This is a genomic window from Curtobacterium sp. UNCCL17, assembly GCF_000686685.1.
Classification (GTDB): Bacteria; Actinomycetota; Actinomycetes; order Actinomycetales; family Microbacteriaceae; genus Curtobacterium; species Curtobacterium flaccumfaciens.
In genome coordinates this window covers 290,225-307,095 of the sequence record NZ_KK366002.1, presented here as the reverse complement: position 1 = coordinate 307,095, position 16,871 = coordinate 290,225, and the positions used below count along the sequence as shown (strand labels likewise).

The 16,871-nt window shown below is 68.7% G+C and carries 10 protein-coding genes; 9 read left to right on the top strand and 1 reads right to left on the bottom strand.

The window, feature by feature from the left end; genetic code table 11:
- The first annotated feature begins 54 nt into the window (after positions 1–54).
- From BR70_RS23380 to rpoC, 6 genes are all read left to right on the top strand, one after another.
- Positions 55–576, top strand: a complete 522-nt coding sequence (locus tag BR70_RS23380) for a hypothetical protein (protein WP_051597001.1) — start codon at positions 55–57, stop codon at positions 574–576.
- Positions 573–1,787, top strand: coding sequence for a sensor histidine kinase (locus tag BR70_RS21265; protein WP_051597000.1), 1,215 nt, complete (start codon positions 573–575; stop codon positions 1,785–1,787). The genes BR70_RS23380 and BR70_RS21265 overlap by 4 nt, the downstream gene beginning before the upstream one ends.
- A complete protein-coding gene (locus tag BR70_RS0115250; RefSeq protein ID WP_027466751.1) occupies positions 1,784–2,467 on the top strand; it encodes a response regulator transcription factor in 684 nt (227 codons plus the stop codon). The genes BR70_RS21265 and BR70_RS0115250 overlap by 4 nt, the downstream gene beginning before the upstream one ends.
- Before the next feature lie 332 nt (positions 2,468–2,799).
- On the top strand, positions 2,800–3,444 hold the full coding sequence (locus BR70_RS0115245) for a hypothetical protein (RefSeq protein ID WP_027466750.1): 645 nt from the start codon (positions 2,800–2,802) through the stop codon (positions 3,442–3,444).
- 401 nt (positions 3,445–3,845) lie between these two features.
- Entirely contained in the window at positions 3,846–7,334 is a 3,489-nt protein-coding gene (rpoB, locus tag BR70_RS0115240; protein ID WP_027466749.1) for a DNA-directed RNA polymerase subunit beta, read from the top strand.
- A gap of 44 nt (positions 7,335–7,378) precedes the next feature.
- The gene (gene rpoC, locus BR70_RS0115235; RefSeq protein WP_027466748.1) at positions 7,379–11,260 is read left to right on the top strand and encodes a DNA-directed RNA polymerase subunit beta'; all 3,882 of its coding nucleotides are present in this window, start codon (positions 7,379–7,381) and stop codon (positions 11,258–11,260) included.
- A gap of 129 nt (positions 11,261–11,389) precedes the next feature.
- Here the strand turns inward: rpoC and BR70_RS21260 are convergent, their stop codons facing one another.
- Complete coding sequence (locus BR70_RS21260; RefSeq protein ID WP_051596999.1) at positions 11,390–11,785, bottom strand: VOC family protein; 396 nt, start codon at positions 11,783–11,785, stop codon at positions 11,390–11,392.
- Between the two features lie 401 nt (positions 11,786–12,186).
- Between BR70_RS21260 and BR70_RS0115225 the strand changes: the two genes are divergently transcribed.
- The 3 genes from BR70_RS0115225 to BR70_RS0115215 are packed head-to-tail and all read left to right on the top strand — an operon-like array spanning position 12,187 to position 16,696.
- The gene (locus BR70_RS0115225; protein ID WP_027466747.1) at positions 12,187–13,854 is read left to right on the top strand and encodes a GspE/PulE family protein; all 1,668 of its coding nucleotides are present in this window, start codon (positions 12,187–12,189) and stop codon (positions 13,852–13,854) included.
- Positions 13,855–13,874: 20 nt separating this feature from the next.
- Positions 13,875–15,473 (top strand): type IV pilus twitching motility protein PilT, encoded by a 1,599-nt coding sequence (locus tag BR70_RS22920; RefSeq protein ID WP_269319959.1) that lies wholly within the window; start codon positions 13,875–13,877, stop codon positions 15,471–15,473.
- A complete protein-coding gene (locus tag BR70_RS0115215; protein WP_027466745.1) occupies positions 15,473–16,696 on the top strand; it encodes a type II secretion system F family protein in 1,224 nt (407 codons plus the stop codon). The genes BR70_RS22920 and BR70_RS0115215 overlap by 1 nt, the downstream gene beginning before the upstream one ends.
- The last annotated feature ends 175 nt before the right edge of the window (positions 16,697–16,871 follow it).

The window sequence follows — 16,871 nt, the reverse complement described above, 5'->3', positions numbered from 1 at the left end:
AGGCTGATCACACCGGTCGGGAACGCCCCGCCGGACCACCTCGAAAGGCACACCATGTCGGTCCAGCTCCTCGCGAACGTGCTCATCGGCCTCGCCCTCGTCGGCCTCCTGGCGTACCGGCAGGCGACCTGGCGGTTCCTCGACCCGGCGCGCATCTGGCGGGGTCCGCTCGTGATGGCGATCGTCGGCGTGGTCGTCCTCGCGCAGACCACGACGACCGTCACCACCACCGACGTCGTGTTCCTCGGCCTCGAAGCCCTGCTCACCGTCGGCGTCGGCCTCGCGATGGGGGCCATGACCCGGTTCCGCACCGTCACGACGCCGGACGCCAAGGGCCGCACCCTGCAGTCCCGCACGGGCTGGCTCGGCGCCGCGCTCTGGCTCGTCCTGATCGCCGCCCGCATCGGGCTCGACGTCCTCGGCGGCCACCTCGGCGCGCACCTGCTCACCTCGACCGGCACGATCCTGCTCGTGCTCGCCCTGAACCGCGCCGCCCGTGCCCTGGTCGTCGACCAGCGCATCCCCCGCGGCGGCGACCGGTCGGAGGCGTCCCGCCGCGGCATGATGGTCCGGTGAGCCTGCCCACCGACCCGGACCCGACCGACCCCGCCGGGGTCCGGTCCCGCTCGGTGCTCACCTGGGGACTCAACGCCGTCGGGATCGCCGTGGTCGCCTTCTGGTTCGTCCGGAACGGCCTCCTGCTCCACCACCCGGCGTGGGTCTGGGTCCTCGGGGCCGTGGCGCTCGCGGCCTGGGCCGTCCGCGAAGGAGCACGCACGCCCCGCGTGCTCGTCGCCGCAGCCGGCGTGATGACCGCCGCCGGATCCTGCGTCGTGGTGCCGACCGACTCGCTCCTGGTCGTCCCGGTGATCGTCGGGCTCGTCGTCCTCGGCGCCGACCTCCGCCTGCCGGTCTGGACGGCCGCGGTCGCCGCGCTCGCCGCCGTCGTGGTGGTCGCCGTCACCGCGACGCTCGAGCAGGCGTCGGTGCAGCTCGTCCTCGGCGTGAGCGGCGGGCTGCTGCTCGGCGTGCTCGTGGGCTTCAGCCGTCGGCAGGTCCGGATCACGACGGCGCAGGCCCGCGAGACCGAGCGGCAGCAGCAGCGCGCACGGCTCCTCGCCGACCGGTCGCGGGCGTCCCGGGACATCCACGACGTCCTCGCCCACTCGCTCGGCGGCCTGGTGCTGCAGCTCGACGCGGTCGAGGCCCTGCTCGAGGCCGGCCGCGTCGAAGAGGCCACCCGCCGAGCCGGCGATGCCCGCGCGCTGGCCGCGGACGGCCTGGCCGAGGCGCGGCGTGCGGTGCACGCGCTCCGCGACGAACCGCAGCCCGACCAGCCGGAGCCGACCCGTGCCTCCAGTCCGTCCGCCGACCAGGCGTCGGGCCTGACGGCCCTGCTCGACGCGCACCGCTCGTTCGGCGGCGAGGTCGTCGCGCAGGGCGACGCGGCCCTCGCGGTCCTCGACGACGCCCACCGGGCCGCCGTGTTCCAGGTCGTCCGGGAGGCCCTCAGCAACGCCCGCAGGCACGCTCCCGGCCGCCCCGTGTCCCTGTCGGTGATCCGGGACGGCGACGCCGTGGACGTCGTCGTGGCCAACCCGCTGCCGAGCGGTGGACAGGGGTTGCTCGGGATGCGCGAGCGGTTCGCGGAACTCGGCAGCGAGGCCACGGTGGAGGCCGAGCGTTCCGACGACGAGTTCGTCGTCGCCATGCACCTGCCCGTCGACGGTTCGGTCGATGCGGAGACCGCGGACGCTGCGGGCGCCGCCGAGGACGACCGCTCGTGACGATCCGGGTGCTCGTGGTCGACGACCAGGCCATCGTCCGCGACGGCCTGGTGACGGTGCTGTCGCTCGTGCCCGACCTGCAGGTCGTCGGGCAGGCGGCGGACGGTGCCGAGGCGATCGCCGCCGTCGACCGGCACGTGCCCGACGTCGTCCTGATGGACCTGCGGATGCCGGGGGTCGACGGGCCGACCGCGACCGCGCGGATCGTCGCCGAGCACCCCGGGGTGGCGGTCCTGGTGCTGACGACCTACGCCGACGACGACTCCATCGTCACCGCGCTGCGGGCGGGAGCACGCGGCTACCTGACGAAGGACGCCGGACGGGCCGAGATCGCGACCGCGGTGCGGGCGGTGGCCGCCGGGCAGTCGACCTTCGACGCGACCGTGGGGGCGCGGCTGGTGGCGCGCCTCGCCGGTGGTGCTGGTGCCGATGCCGGCGCCGCTGCTGGTTCCGCTGCGCCGGCGGGAGCTGAACCGGGCCGGTCCCTCGCTGCCCGGTTCCCGGACCTCACCCCGCGCGAACTGGACGTCCTCGAGCGGATCGCGGACGGCCGGACGAACCCGCAGATCGCCGCCGAGCTGTTCCTGACGGTGCCCACCGTGAAGTCGTACGTGAACCAGGTGTTCGCGAAGCTCGGGGTCCGGACCCGCGCCGAGGCCGTCGCCCGCGTCCTGCGCTGACCGTCAGCAGCACCCCGTCGTCCCCAGGCGACGCACCGCGGACACGTGAATGCGTACACATGGACGACCAGCGGACGCCAAGACTCGTTGCGTACCGTTGACGCCTGTCGTCACGACGCCAGAGCGTCGATGCGTGTGTGCCCCACACTCCACGCGTCCGCCCGGACACCGTGACCACGACGTGCCCGTGAGCGCCCCCACCGCTCGAGCGTGCGCGTCGTCGGCGTGCTGCTGCGCGCCACCCCTCCGGCCACCCGCGCGCGCTGGCCGTCGAACGCACCGCACCCGATGACGAGTGCACCACTGCTGATCCGCCGCAGGAGACCTCCGTCATGACCGCCGACACCATGAGCGTGCCCACCACTCGTTCCACCACCCCGGACACCCGCCGGGCCGGCACCCGACCCACCCGGGTGATCCGGGCCTCCCGACCGACCCGCGCTTCCCGGCCGTCGCGCGCTTCGCGTGCCTCCCTGCCGTTCCACGCCGACCGCGAGACGGCGCCCACCTGGATGCGGGTCGTCGGCACGGCGCTGCTCGTCGGCGGCGCCGGCCTGTCCGCCGCCGTGCTCGGCTGGCCCGGGGACGCGCCGGAGGTCGCGCTGCTGGTGCCGGCCCTGCTCGCCGTCGCCCTCGGGGCGCTGCTCCTGCTCGCGCGTGCCGGGTTCACCGTCACCGAGCGGCACGTGACCCTGCACTTCCGTCCGCTCCCGCCGCGGCGCATCCCGCGCCGGCGGATCACCGACGTCCGCCTGGTCGAGGCGGACGCGGCCACCTACGGCGGTGTCGGCCTGCGGGTCCGTCGCGGCGTGCGTGCGCTCATCCTCACGCCGGGGCTCGGGATCGAGCTCACGGACGACCGGGGCCGGGTCACGTTCGTCCGCACGCGTCGACCGGAGGACGCGTTCCGTGCGCTGGCAGGACTGCCGGGCGGGCCGGGAGGCGCGGATCACGTCGAGCGCGAGCGTCTCGGTTGATCAGGGGCTCGGCTGAGCACGGACCCGGCTGAGCACGGGAATGGAAGCGGTGTGTGGCGGCTTATACACGCCACTGCCGAATCCGGTCAAGCCGGGACTGGACAGCGCGCCACGGAGCGAACTATGATGACAGTTCGCGCTCCCTGGCATCCGTGTCGTCATATTGCGGTCGACGCAGAGTTCTGAGACAGAAACTCATCTCGCCCTGGTGCAGCCGGACCCGTATATGGCGGCGGGTACCGCTCACGGAGATCATCCCACACGTGCACCGACGTTCCGCGTCAGGCACGCGTCGGCGTGGTCGCAGGGCTTGCATCTCAGGGTTCGCCGAGCGATCAATCCACTCACCTACACACTGCTCGTCAGTGTCGGCCCGACGGGGCCTACCGGAGGTCACACCCTTGGCTGCTGCGCCCAACGCATCCACCAACCCCAAGAACGGTCGCAACCACTCGCGACTCTCGTTCGCCAAGATCACGGACACCCTCACGGTTCCTGATCTGCTCGCACTCCAGACGGAGAGCTTCGACTGGCTCGTCGGCAACGACGTCTGGAAGGCCCGCCTCGCCGAAGGGCAGGAGCAGGGTCGTACCGACCTCGCGCTGCACTCGGGGCTCGAGGAGATCTTCGAGGAGATCTCCCCGATCGAGGACCTCGGCGAGACCATGCAGCTCTCGTTCACCGCGCCGGAGCTCGAAGACCCGAAGTACTCGATCGACGACTGCAAGGAGCGCGGCAAGACCTACGCCGCTCCGCTGTACGTCAACGCCGAGTTCATGAACCACATGACGGGTGAGATCAAGACGCAGACGGTCTTCATGGGCGACTTCCCGCTCATGACCGAACGCGGCACGTTCATCATCAACGGCACCGAGCGCGTCGTCGTGTCGCAGCTCGTCCGTTCGCCCGGCGTGTACTTCGAGCGCCAGCAGGAGAAGACCTCCGACAAGGACATCTACTCGGCGCGGATCATCCCGTCGCGTGGTGCCTGGCTCGAGTTCGAGATCGACAAGCGCGACCAGGTGGGCGTGCGCATCGACCGCAAGCGCAAGCAGTCCGTGACCGTCTTCCTCAAGGCCCTCGGCCTGACGAGCGAAGAGATCATGGACGAGTTCCAGGGCTTCGCGTCGATCGAGTCGACCCTCGAGAAGGACGCCGTCCTCACGAAGGAAGAGGCGCTCAAGGACATCTACCGCAAGCTCCGTCCGGGCGAGCAGGTCGCTGCCGAGGCCGCGCGTGCGCTCCTCGACAACTTCTACTTCAACCCGAAGCGTTACGACCTGGCGAAGGTCGGCCGCTACAAGGTCAACCGCAAGCTCGGCATGGACGCCCCGCTGTCCGACTCGGTGCTCACCGTCAAGGACATCGTCGCGACGATCAAGTACCTGGTGTCGCTGCACGCTGAGCGCACCACGATCGACGGCGTCCGTGACGGCGAGCCGGTGCAGCTGCGCCTCGACGTGGACGACATCGACCACTTCGGCAACCGTCGCATCCGCGCCGTCGGCGAGCTCATCCAGAACCAGGTCCGCACGGGTCTGTCCCGCATGGAGCGCGTCGTCCGCGAGCGCATGACCACGCAGGACATCGAGGCGATCACGCCCCAGACGCTCATCAACGTGCGTCCGGTCGTCGCCGCGATCAAGGAGTTCTTCGGAACGTCCCAGCTGTCGCAGTTCATGGACCAGAACAACCCGCTCGCGGGCCTGACGCACAAGCGTCGTCTCTCGGCCCTCGGCCCGGGTGGTCTGTCCCGTGAGCGTGCCGGCGTCGAGGTCCGTGACGTCCACCCGTCGCACTACGGCCGCATGTGCCCGATCGAGACCCCGGAAGGCCCGAACATCGGCCTGATCGGTTCGCTCGCGTCGTTCGGTCGGATCAACTCCTTCGGCTTCATCGAGACCCCGTACCGTCGCGTCGTCGACGGCGAGGTCACGAAGACCATCGACTACCTCACCGCTTCGGAAGAGGACGACTTCGTCGTCGCGCAGGCCAACGCCCCGCTGACGAACGACTTCCACTTCGCCGACGACAAGGTGCTCGTCCGCAAGAAGGGTGGCGAGGTCGAACTCGTCGCCAAGGACGAGGTCGACTACATGGACGTCTCCCCGCGCCAGATGGTGTCGGTCGCGACGTCGCTCATCCCGTTCCTCGAGCACGACGACGCGAACCGCGCCCTCATGGGTGCGAACATGCAGCGTCAGGCCGTCCCGCTGCTCCGTTCCGAGTCGCCGCTCGTCGGCACCGGCATGGAGGGCTACACGGCCATCGACGCCGGCGACGTCGTCACCGCCGACAAGGCCGGTGTCGTCTCCGAGGTCTCGGCCGACGCCGTCACCCTGCAGCTCGACGAGGGCGGCACGCAGACCTACTACCTGCGCAAGTTCGACCGCTCCAACCAGGGCACGAGCTACAACCACCGCGTCATCGTCTCCGCAGGCGAGCGCGTGGAGCAGGGCGAGGTCATCGCCGACGGTCCCGCGACGGAGAACGGCGAGCTCGCGCTCGGCAAGAACCTCCTCGTCGCGTTCATGCCGTGGGAGGGCTACAACTACGAGGACGCGATGATCCTGTCGCAGAACCTCATCAAGGACGACACGCTCTCCTCGATCCACATCGAGGAGTACGAGGTCGACGCCCGCGACACCAAGCTCGGCAAGGAGGAGATCACCCGTGACCTCCCCAACGTCAGCCCGGACCTGCTGGCCGACCTCGACGAGCGCGGCATCATCCGCATCGGTGCCGAGGTCCGCCCCGGCGACATCCTCGTCGGCAAGGTCACGCCGAAGGGCGAGACCGAGCTGAGCGCCGAGGAGCGTCTGCTCCGTGCCATCTTCAACGAGAAGTCGCGCGAAGTCCGCGACACCTCGCTCAAGGTGCCCCACGGTGAAGAGGGCACGATCATCGGCGTCAAGGTGTTCGACTCGCAGGACGGCGACGACGAGCTCGGCTCGGGCGTCAACCAGCGCGTGGTCGTCTACATCGCCCAGAAGCGCAAGATCACCGCGGGTGACAAGCTCGCCGGTCGTCACGGCAACAAGGGCGTCATCTCGACCATCCTCCCGGTCGAGGACATGCCGTTCCTCGCCGACGGCACCCCCGTCGACATCGTCCTCAACCCGCTCGGCGTCCCCGGCCGCATGAACTTCGGCCAGGTGCTCGAGATCCACCTCGGGTGGCTCGCCAAGCAGGGCTGGAACGTCGAGGGCATCCAGGACTGGGCCGAGAACCTGCCGGAGGCAGCGCACAGCGCCGAGCCCGGCACCAAGGTCGCCACCCCGGTGTTCGACGGTGCGTACGAGCGCGAGATCGAGGGCCTCCTCGACTCGACCCTCCCGAACCGCGACGGCGAGCGTCTGATCGGCTCGTCCGGCAAGGCGCAGCTCTTCGACGGCCGCTCCGGCGAGCCGTTCCCGGAGCCCGTCTCGGTCGGCTACATGTACATCCTCAAGCTGCACCACCTGGTCGACGACAAGATCCACGCGCGTTCGACCGGTCCGTACTCGATGATCACGCAGCAGCCGCTGGGTGGTAAGGCGCAGTTCGGTGGACAGCGATTCGGTGAGATGGAGGTGTGGGCGCTCGAAGCGTACGGCGCCGCCTACGCCCTCCAGGAGCTCCTGACGATCAAGTCCGACGACATCCTCGGCCGCGTGAAGGTCTACGAGGCGATCGTCAAGGGCGAGAACATCCAGGAACCCGGCATCCCCGAGTCCTTCAAGGTCCTCATGAAGGAGATGCAGTCGCTCTGCCTGAACGTCGAGGTCCTCTCGGCCGACGGCCAGGCGGTCAGCCTGCGCGACAACGATGACGAGGTCTTCCGCGCTGCGGAGGAGCTGGGCATCAACATCTCCTCGCGGTTCGAGTCGTCCTCTGTCGACGACATCTGATCCCGCCCGTACATCGAAGCCTGAATCAGCAAGAGAGAAGAACATTGCTCGAAGCAACTTCCTTTGACGCCATTCGGATCGGCCTCGCGACCGCCGAGGACATCCGTCAGTGGTCGTACGGCGAGGTCAAGAAGCCGGAGACCATCAACTACCGCACCCTGAAGCCCGAGAAGGACGGTCTGTTCGGCGAGCAGATCTTCGGTCCTTCCCGCGACTGGGAGTGCGCCTGCGGCAAGTACAAGCGTGTCCGGTTCAAGGGCATCGTCTGCGAGCGCTGCGGCGTCGAGGTCACCAAGTCCTCGGTCCGTCGTGAGCGCATGGGCCACATCGAGCTCGCTGCCCCCGTCACGCACATCTGGTACTTCAAGGGCGTCCCGTCGCGCCTCGGGTATCTCCTCGACATGGCGCCGAAGGACCTCGAGAAGGTCATCTACTTCGCGGCGTACATGATCATCGACATCGATGAAGAGGGCCGTCACGCGGACATGCCGGGTCTCGAGAACGAGATGCGTCTCGAGATCAAGACCCTCGAGGGCCAGCGCGACTCGATCATCGCCGACCGCCTCAAGAAGCTCGAGGACGACCTCGCAGCCCTTGAGGAAGAGGGTGCGAAGGCCGACGTCAAGCGCCGCACCAAGGACACCGCCGAGAAGGAGATGTCCCAGGTCCGCAAGTCGTTCGACGAGGACATCACCCGTCTCGAGCGTGTGTGGGAGGACTTCCGCAACCTCAAGGTGGGCGACCTCAAGCCCGAGGACGCCGTCTTCCACGAGCTCCAGGACCGGTTCGGGATCTACTTCGACGCCTACATGGGCGCCGAGGCGATCAAGCTCCGGCTCGAGGCGTTCGACCTGGCCGCCGAGGCCGAGGCACTGCGTCTGCAGATCGCCGAGGGCAAGGGCCAGAAGAAGATCCGCGCGATCAAGCGTCTGCGCGTCGTCAGCTCCTTCCTCGCCACCGGCAACTCGCCGGCCGCGATGGTGCTCGGCGTCGTGCCGGTCATCCCGCCGGAGCTGCGCCCGATGGTGCAGCTCGACGGTGGCCGTTTCGCCACGTCGGACCTCAACGACCTCTACCGTCGTGTGATCAACCGCAACAACCGTCTCCGCCGCCTGCTCGACCTCGGTGCCCCCGAGATCATCGTGAACAACGAGAAGCGCATGCTGCAGGAAGCGGTCGACGCGCTGTTCGACAACGGTCGTCGTGGACGTCCGGTCACGGGTACCGGCAACCGCGCCCTGAAGTCCCTGAGCGACATGCTCAAGGGCAAGCAGGGTCGTTTCCGCCAGAACCTGCTCGGCAAGCGCGTCGACTACTCGGGCCGTTCGGTCATCATCGTCGGCCCGCAGCTGAAGCTGCACCAGTGCGGTCTGCCCAAGCAGATGGCGCTCGAGCTCTTCAAGCCGTTCGTGATCAAGCGCCTCATCGACCTGTCGCACGCGCAGAACATCAAGTCGGCCAAGCGCATGGTCGAGCGTTCGCGTCCGCAGGTGTGGGACGTGCTCGAGGAGATCATCCGCGAGCGCCCCGTCCTGCTGAACCGTGCGCCGACGCTGCACCGTCTGGGCATCCAGGCGTTCGAGCCGCAGCTCGTCGAGGGCAAGGCCATCCAGCTCCACCCGCTCGTGTGTGCTGCGTTCAACGCGGACTTCGACGGTGACCAGATGGCCGTGCACCTGCCGCTGTCGGTCGAGGCCCAGGCCGAGGCCCGCATCCTGATGCTCGCCTCGAACAACATCCTGAAGCCGTCCGACGGTCGCCCGGTGACCCTGCCCGCACAGGACATGATCATCGGTCTGCACCACCTCACGACCGTCCGCGAGGGCGCCGTGGGCGAGGGCCGTGCGTTCTCGTCGGTGGCCGAGGCGATCCTGGCGAACGACCAGCACACGCTGCACCTCAACGCGATGGTGAAGATCCGCATGACGGGTGTCCACTTCGCCGAGGGTGAAGCTCCCGAGGGCTACGAGCAGGGCGACACCGTGCTGCTCGAGACGACCCTGGGCCGTGCGCTCTTCAACGAGACCCTGCCGGCGAACTACCCGTTCGTCCAGAAGGTCACGGACAAGGGCGTGCTCTCCGCGATCGTCAACGACCTCGCCGAGCGCTACTCCAAGACCGAGACGGCCGCTGCGCTGGACCGGATCAAGGACGCCGGCTTCTACTGGGGCACCCGCTCCGGTGTGACCGTCGCCCTGTCGGACGTCGTGACGCCTCCTCGCAAGAAGGAGATCATCGCGGGCTACGAGATCCAGGCCGCCAAGGTGCAGGGCGAGTTCGACAAGGGTCTGATCACCGACTCCGAGCGTCGCGCCGACCTGATCAAGATCTGGACCGAGGCCACGAACGAGATCGCGCAGGAGATGCGCGACAACTTCCCGGTCGACAACACCATCAACCGCATGGTGTCGTCCGGTGCTCGTGGTAACTGGCTCCAGGTCCGCAACATCGCCGGTATGCGTGGTCTGGTGAACAACCCGAAGGGCGAGATCATCGCCCGCCCGATCATCAACTCGTACCGCGAGGGCCTGACCGTGGCGGAGTACTTCATCGCCACCCACGGTGCTCGTAAGGGTCTTGCCGACACCGCGCTCCGTACCGCGGACTCCGGGTACCTCACCCGTCGTCTCGTGGACGTCTCGCAGGACGTCATCATCCGCGAGGACGACTGCGGCACGACGCGTGGCCTCGAGCTGCCGATCGCGACCGTGGACGCCGACGGCAAGCTCGTCCGCGACCCGCGCGTCGAGAACACCGTGTACTCCCGCACCCTGGCCACCGAGGCCGTGGATGCACAGGGCACGGTCGTGGCAGAGGCCGGTGAGGACGTCGGTGACGTGCTCCTCGAGAAGCTGCTGGCAGCCGGTGTCGAGAGCATCAAGGTGCGCTCGGTCCTGACCTGCGAGTCCGCCGTCGGTGTCTGCGCGAAGTGCTACGGCCGTTCGCTCGCCACCGGCAACCTGGTCGACATCGGCGAGGCGGTCGGCATCATCGCCGCCCAGTCCATCGGTGAGCCCGGTACCCAGCTGACGATGCGTACCTTCCACACGGGTGGTTCGGCCTCGGCCGACGACATCACCCAGGGTCTGCCGCGTGTCACGGAGCTCTTCGAGGCGCGTACCCCCAAGGGCGCGTCCCCGATCGCCGAGGCCCCCGGCCGCGTCGTGGTCGAGGACACGGACAAGGGTCGTCGGATCATCCTCACGCCGGACAACGGCGACGAGCCGTTCATCTACCCGGTGCTCAAGCGTGCGACGCTCCTCATCGAGGACAACCAGCACGTCGAGCTCGGCGAGCAGTTCATCGCCGGCACCGTCGACCCGAAGGAAGTCCTCCGGGTCAAGGGTGTCCGAGAGGTCCAGAAGCACCTGGTCAACGGTGTGCAGGACGTCTACGGCTCGCAGGGTGTGCCGATCCACGACAAGCACATCGAGGTCATCGTCCGCCAGATGCTCCGCAAGGTCACCGTCGTCGACCACGGCGACACCGACCTGCTGCCGGGTGAGCTCGTCGACCGGTCGCGCTACAACGCGCTGAACCGTGCGGCGCTGCAGGAGGGTCGCAAGACCGCCTCGGCTCGCCAGGAGGTCATGGGCATCACGAAGGCGTCCCTCGCGACCGAGTCGTGGCTGTCCGCCGCTTCCTTCCAGGAGACCACCCGCGTGCTCACGCAGGCGGCCATGGAGGGCAAGCAGGACCACCTCGTCGGCCTCAAGGAGAACGTCATCATCGGTAAGCTCATCCCCGCCGGGACGGGCCTCAGCCGGTACCGTGACGTGGACGTGAACGCGACCGAAGAGGCGAAGGCGGAGCGGTACCCCAACCGCATCTTCGCTGACGACTCGTCGTTCTCGGACGCCGACCTGAGCTTCGTCGACTTCGACAGCTTCTCGTCGGACGACTTCACGCCGGGCACGTACAACTGAGCCTGATGTGATCCCACGAAGGCCCCGTCTCCGCAAGGAGGCGGGGCCTTCGTCGTGTCGTCACCACGTGACGGCCTGGAGGCGCGGTGCGGGGCCGCCACGGGCCTCCCGTCCGCCGTGGGGTCGCGGCTAGAGCGCGCGGCCCGCGCCGTTGTCGCGGCCGGAACCGCGACCGGTCTCGTCGACCAGCGAGAACAGGCTCAGCACGTTGCCGTCGGGGTCGCGGACGTCGAACCAGTCGACCGCCCCGTCGACGCACTCGACGGGGCCGATGTCGATGCCCAGCGCGCCGATGCGTGCGTGCTGCGCGGCGACGTCGTCGACGCCGAAGCGGACGCTGACCGGGTTATCCTCGGCCTGTTCGTCGACGTAGAGCTGGATCCAGATGCCGCCGACCTCGTACTCGGCGACGCCGTCCTCGGGCTCGAGGTCCGGCTCGGTGCGCTCGAAGACCGCGCCGTACCAGAGGCAGGACGCCTCGATGTCGCTGACGGGCAACCCCACGGTCACGCTCGTGATGTCCATGACTCATCATGTGCCCGGGTGGGGGCGCGCGTCGAGAGGGATTCCGCGGTGCCGCGCTGTCCGGCCCGCGACGGTCAGTGGCCTTGTTCCTCCACACCCCCGTGTGACGCCGACGTTCTCCACGGACTGCTCGCCAGGACTCCGGGAACGGTGCGGGGTCCGGGAGGCTGGCGGACATGCACCCTCCGACGACCACCGCGAACCGGCCGAGGCGTCCCCCGGACCGGGGCCGAACCGGTCGTGGACCCCAGTTCTGGGTGCAGCCGGACCCCCTCCGCCCCCTCTTTCTGGGACTGCGGTCGGCGAGGGCCCCAGAAGTAGCGTGGTCGGGCGCCACATCCCTGGTGGCGCATCACCCGACGACGTCTCGCCGTGCGCGAGTCCAAGGAGGCACGGGACTCATGGCGACCCTGTCCGAGATCCTCATCCTGAACGGCGCCCTGCCGATCGAGCACCTCGATGCGATGACGGGTGACGAGGACCTCGACGAGCGCGCCATCCGCGGCCTGGTCGACCAGGGCGTCGTGAGCGAGGCCCAGTTCATCACCGCCCGCGCCGCCTCGAACAACTCCCGCACCGTGCCGCTGAGCGACTACCCCGTCGACGGCACCGCGGTGTCGATCCTGCCGGCGGCACTGTGCCGTCGCCACGGCGTGCTCGGTGTCGGGTTCGAGGGCGACCTGCTCATCCTCGCGATGGTGAACCCGACGAACGTGCTCGCCATCGACGACGCCCGGACGGCGTCCGGCCGAGCGATCAAGCCGCTGCAGGTCGAGGAGCGCGACCTCGTCGCTGCCCTCGACCGGTACCTGCGCGCCGACGACGAGCTGAACGACCTGACGTCGTCGCTCGAAGAAGAAGCGTCGACGACCTCGAAGGCGCAGGTCGACATCGCCGACGGCGCCCTCGACGACGTGCCGATCGTCCGCTTCGTGAACCTGCTCGTGTCGCAGGCCATCCAGGACCACGCGTCCGACATCCACATCGAGCCCGGCGAGCACGAGGTCCGGATCCGGTACCGCATCGACGGCGTGCTGCACGAGATGGCGCCGGCGCCGAAGAACATCCAGAACGGCGTGATCAGCCGCCTGAAGATCATGAGCGACATCGACATCGCAGAGCGCCGCAAGCCGCAGGACGGCCGCATGTCCGTGCGCCACGGCGGCCGGCAGATCGACCTCCGCGTCGCGACGCTGCCCACCGTGTGGGGCGAGAAGGTCGTCATGCGGATCCTCGACAACACGAACACCTCGCTGACCCTCAAGGACCTCAACCTCCTCGAGCAGAACTTCCAGGCGTACCAGCGGTCCTACTCGAAGCCGTACGGCATGATCCTGGTCACCGGTCCCACCGGTTCGGGCAAGTCGACGACGCTGTACACGACCCTCAACGCCGTGGCGAAGCCCGAGATCAACGTCATCACGGTGGAGGACCCGGTCGAGTACCGGATGGCCGGCATCAACCAGGTGCAGGTCAACCCGAAGGCCGGCCTGACGTTCGCGTCCGCGCTCCGCTCGATCCTCCGATCCGACCCCGACGTCGTGCTGCTCGGTGAGATCCGCGACCACGAGACCGCGCAGATCGCGATCGAGGCGTCCCTCACCGGGCACCTCGTGCTCTCGACCCTGCACACCAACGACGCTCCGTCGGCCGTGACCCGCCTGACCGAGATGGACATCGAGCCGTTCCTGGTCGGGTCCGCCCTCGACTCCGTCGTCGCCCAGCGACTCGCCCGCCGGCTGTGCGACCGGTGCAAGGCGCCCGCCGTGTACGAGATCGAGCAGCTCCGGGCACTCGGGTTCCTGGCCCCCGGCGACGAGATGCCCGCGTTCTTCGCCCCGGTCGGCTGCGCGGTGTGCTCGAACACCGGCTACCGCGGCCGCATCGCCCTGCACGAGGTCATGACCGTCACCGAGGAGATCGAGCGGCTCGCCGTCGGTCGCGCCTCGAGCGCGGAGATCAGCCGCGTCGCCCAGCAGCAGGGCATGCTCACGCTCCGCCAGGACGGCTTCGAGAAGGTCAAGCTCGGCATGACGAGCGTCGACGAGATCCTGCGCGTCGTCGCGTGACCGGGGAACAGGACGAGCAGATGACCGACTCCGTGTACGACATCACCATGCCCGGCGACGAGCCCGTCGCCGGATGGCCCCCCGGCCCCCCCGGCGCCGAGGTCGGCTCCCGCCGTGCCGCGCGTCTGGCCGCGGCTGCTGCCGCCCCGCCCGAGCAGGTCTACGACCTGACGGACGACTCGGCGGTGTGGCCCGCGCCCACCGGCATGCCCGTGGGTAGCCCGGTCGCCGGGCCCGTGGGTGGTCCGGTCGCTGCGCCCGTGGCACAGTCCGCCTCCGTTCCGGCGACGCCGCCCGCCGCGGTGCCGTCCTCGACCGCCACCTACGGGTACGCCGAGCCGGCGACCCAGCAGCTGCCGGCCATCGCCTACAGCGGCGCCCACCACGCCGCACCGGCGGCACCCGCTCCGGTTCCCGCCCCCACCGCGGCATCGGCTGGTGACATCGACTTCGCCCGGCACGCGCGCGAGGTCGCCGACCCCGACCTCATCACCGCACTGGCGCAGGTCGTCTACCAGGGGGCCTCCGACCTGCACGTCACGGCCGACGCCCCACCCACCGTCCGCGTCGACGGCTCGCTCCGGCCGGCCGTGCCCGGAGGCGCGTGGTCCCGTGGCAAGGTCATCGCGGCACTCAAGACGCTGCTGTCCGTCGAACAGGCCGGGCAGTTCGACCACGACCAGGAGCTCGACTTCGCGTACTCGCTGTCGCCGGAGTACCGCTTCCGCGTGAACTACTACCAGCAGCGCGGCAACTGGGGTGCGGCGTTCCGCATCATCCCCACCAGGATCAAGACGCTCAAGCAGCTCGGCATCCCCGCGCACGTCGGCGACTTCGCAGGCCTGCCCCGTGGCCTGGTCCTCGTCACCGGCCCGACCGGCTCGGGCAAGTCGACCACCCTCGCCGCGCTCATCGACCTGGTCAACGAGAGCCGTGCCGACCACATCGTGACGGTCGAGGACCCGATCGAGTTCATGCACGACCACAAGCGGTCGATCATCAACCAGCGCGAGGTCGGCGCCGACACCCACTCCTTCGCCTCGGCGCTCAAGCACGTGCTGCGGCAGGACCCCGACGTCATCCTGATCGGTGAGCTCCGCGACCTCGAGACCATCTCCGTCGCGCTCACCGCCGCCGAGACCGGCCACCTGGTGTTCGCCACCCTGCACACGCAGAGCGCACCCGGCACGATCGACCGCGTCATCGACGTCTTCCCGCCGCACCAGCAGGGACAGATCCGCACCCAGCTCGCGGCCACCCTGCAGGGCGTCGTCTGCCAGACCCTCGTCCCGAAGGCCAACGGTGTCGGTCGGGTCGTCGCCACCGAGATCATGACGATCACCCCGGCCATCGGCAACCTCATCCGCGAGGGCAAGACGTACCAGATCACCTCCGCCATGCAGGCCGGCCGTGACCTCGGTATGCACACCATGGACCAGGACCTCGCCGAACTGGTCAACGTCGGCACCATCTCGCGCAAGGCCGCGATGGAGAAGGTCCACGACGAAGAGGGCTTCGACCGGCTCGTCCAGCGCGTCGAGTCCCCGTCCGACTCCTCGGCCGCCGCGATCGCCGCCAGCGGCATCGACTTCGGCGACAAGTTCTCCGGAGGCTACTGATGTCACTCGCGTTCGACTACCGCGGGCGCGACGGCGCCGGCAAGCTCGTGAAGGGCCGCCTCGACGCCGCGTCCGAAGGGGCCGTCGTCCAGCGCCTCCGGGGGATGGGCGTCTCACCGATCGCCATCACCGAGGCGAAGGCCGGCACCGGGCTGCAGACCGAGATCAAGATCCCCGGGTTCGAGAAGGGCGTCGGGCTCAAGGACCTCGCGATCATGTCGCGGCAGGCCTCGACGATGCTCACCTCAGGGCTCTCGCTGCTGCGGACCCTCACGATCCTGTCCGACCAGACCGAGAACAAGAAGCTCAAGGACATCCTCGGCAAGGTCCGCGACGACGTCGAGCGCGGCGTCTCGTTCTCCGACGCCGTCGCGAAGTACCCGGTCGACTTCCCGCCGATCATGATCAACATGATCCGTGCGGCGGAGACCGGCGGTTTCCTCGACCAGGCGATGGACTCCATCGCGACGAACTTCGAGAAGGAGCACAAGCTCCGCTCGACGATCAAGTCGGCGATGACCTACCCGGTGGTCGTGCTGTGCATGTCACTTGCCGCCGTCGTGATCATGCTCATCTTCATCGTCCCGATCTTCCAGGACATGTTCTCGTCGCTCGGCGGGCAGCTGCCGTTGCCGACGCAGGTCCTGGTGACCCTGTCGCACGCGATGCGCTGGCTCGCACCGGTCCTGGCTGTCGCCGTGATCGTCGGCTGGCTGTGGTTCCGGGCGAACAAGAACACGGATCGGTTCCGGAGCTTCCGCGACCCGATCATGCTCCGCCTGCCGGTGTTCGGTGGACTGACCCGCAAGATCGTCATCGCGCGGTTCGCGCGGAACTTCTCGAACATGATCGGCGCTGGCGTGCCGATTCTGCAGGCATTGTCGATCGTCGGTCAGGTGTCGAACAACTTCGTGGTCCAGAAAGCACTCGAGCGCGTTGCGGAAGACGTCCGAAAAGGCGAATCAATTGCGGCGCCGTTGGCGCGGGAAAGCATTTTCCCGGCAATGGTCTCGCAAATGGTCGCAGTCGGCGAGGACGCCGGTTCGCTGGAGATCATGCTCGAGAAGATCGCGGTCTTCTACGACTCCGAAGTCGAGTCGACGACCGAGTCGCTGACTGCCCTGATCGAGCCGCTCCTCATCGCATTCCTCGGCGTCGTCGTCGGTGGCATGATCATCGCGCTCTACCTGCCGATCTTCCAGATCACGTCGTTGGTGAAGTAAGGATCGCCCCTCGTGTGGGGGTGGAGCGCGAGGGGAGACCCCCGTTACTGGGGGCAATTCGGAGGGCCCGGACCCCCCGTTCTCGGGATTCCACCCCGAATCGCCGCTGAATACTCTTGTCAGCGGCGGCGGAGCACTCCCCGGCACATTCTCCCATCGCATTCCCCCAAGAACG

Excerpts from the sequence above, each read along its gene's own strand:
- BR70_RS0115215 (WP_027466745.1), top strand. The coding sequence starts at position 15,473 with ATGTCACTCGCGTTCGACTACCGCGGGCGCGACGGCGCCGGCAAGCTC.
- BR70_RS23380 (WP_051597001.1), top strand. The coding sequence starts at position 55 with ATGTCGGTCCAGCTCCTCGCGAACGTGCTCATCGGCCTCGCCCTCGTC.
- BR70_RS21260 (WP_051596999.1), bottom strand. The coding sequence starts at position 11,785 with ATGGACATCACGAGCGTGACCGTGGGGTTGCCCGTCAGCGACATCGAG.
- BR70_RS0115225 (WP_027466747.1), top strand. The coding sequence starts at position 12,187 with ATGGCGACCCTGTCCGAGATCCTCATCCTGAACGGCGCCCTGCCGATC.
- BR70_RS0115245 (WP_027466750.1), top strand. The coding sequence starts at position 2,800 with ATGACCGCCGACACCATGAGCGTGCCCACCACTCGTTCCACCACCCCG.
- BR70_RS22920 (WP_269319959.1), top strand. The coding sequence starts at position 13,875 with ATGACCGACTCCGTGTACGACATCACCATGCCCGGCGACGAGCCCGTC.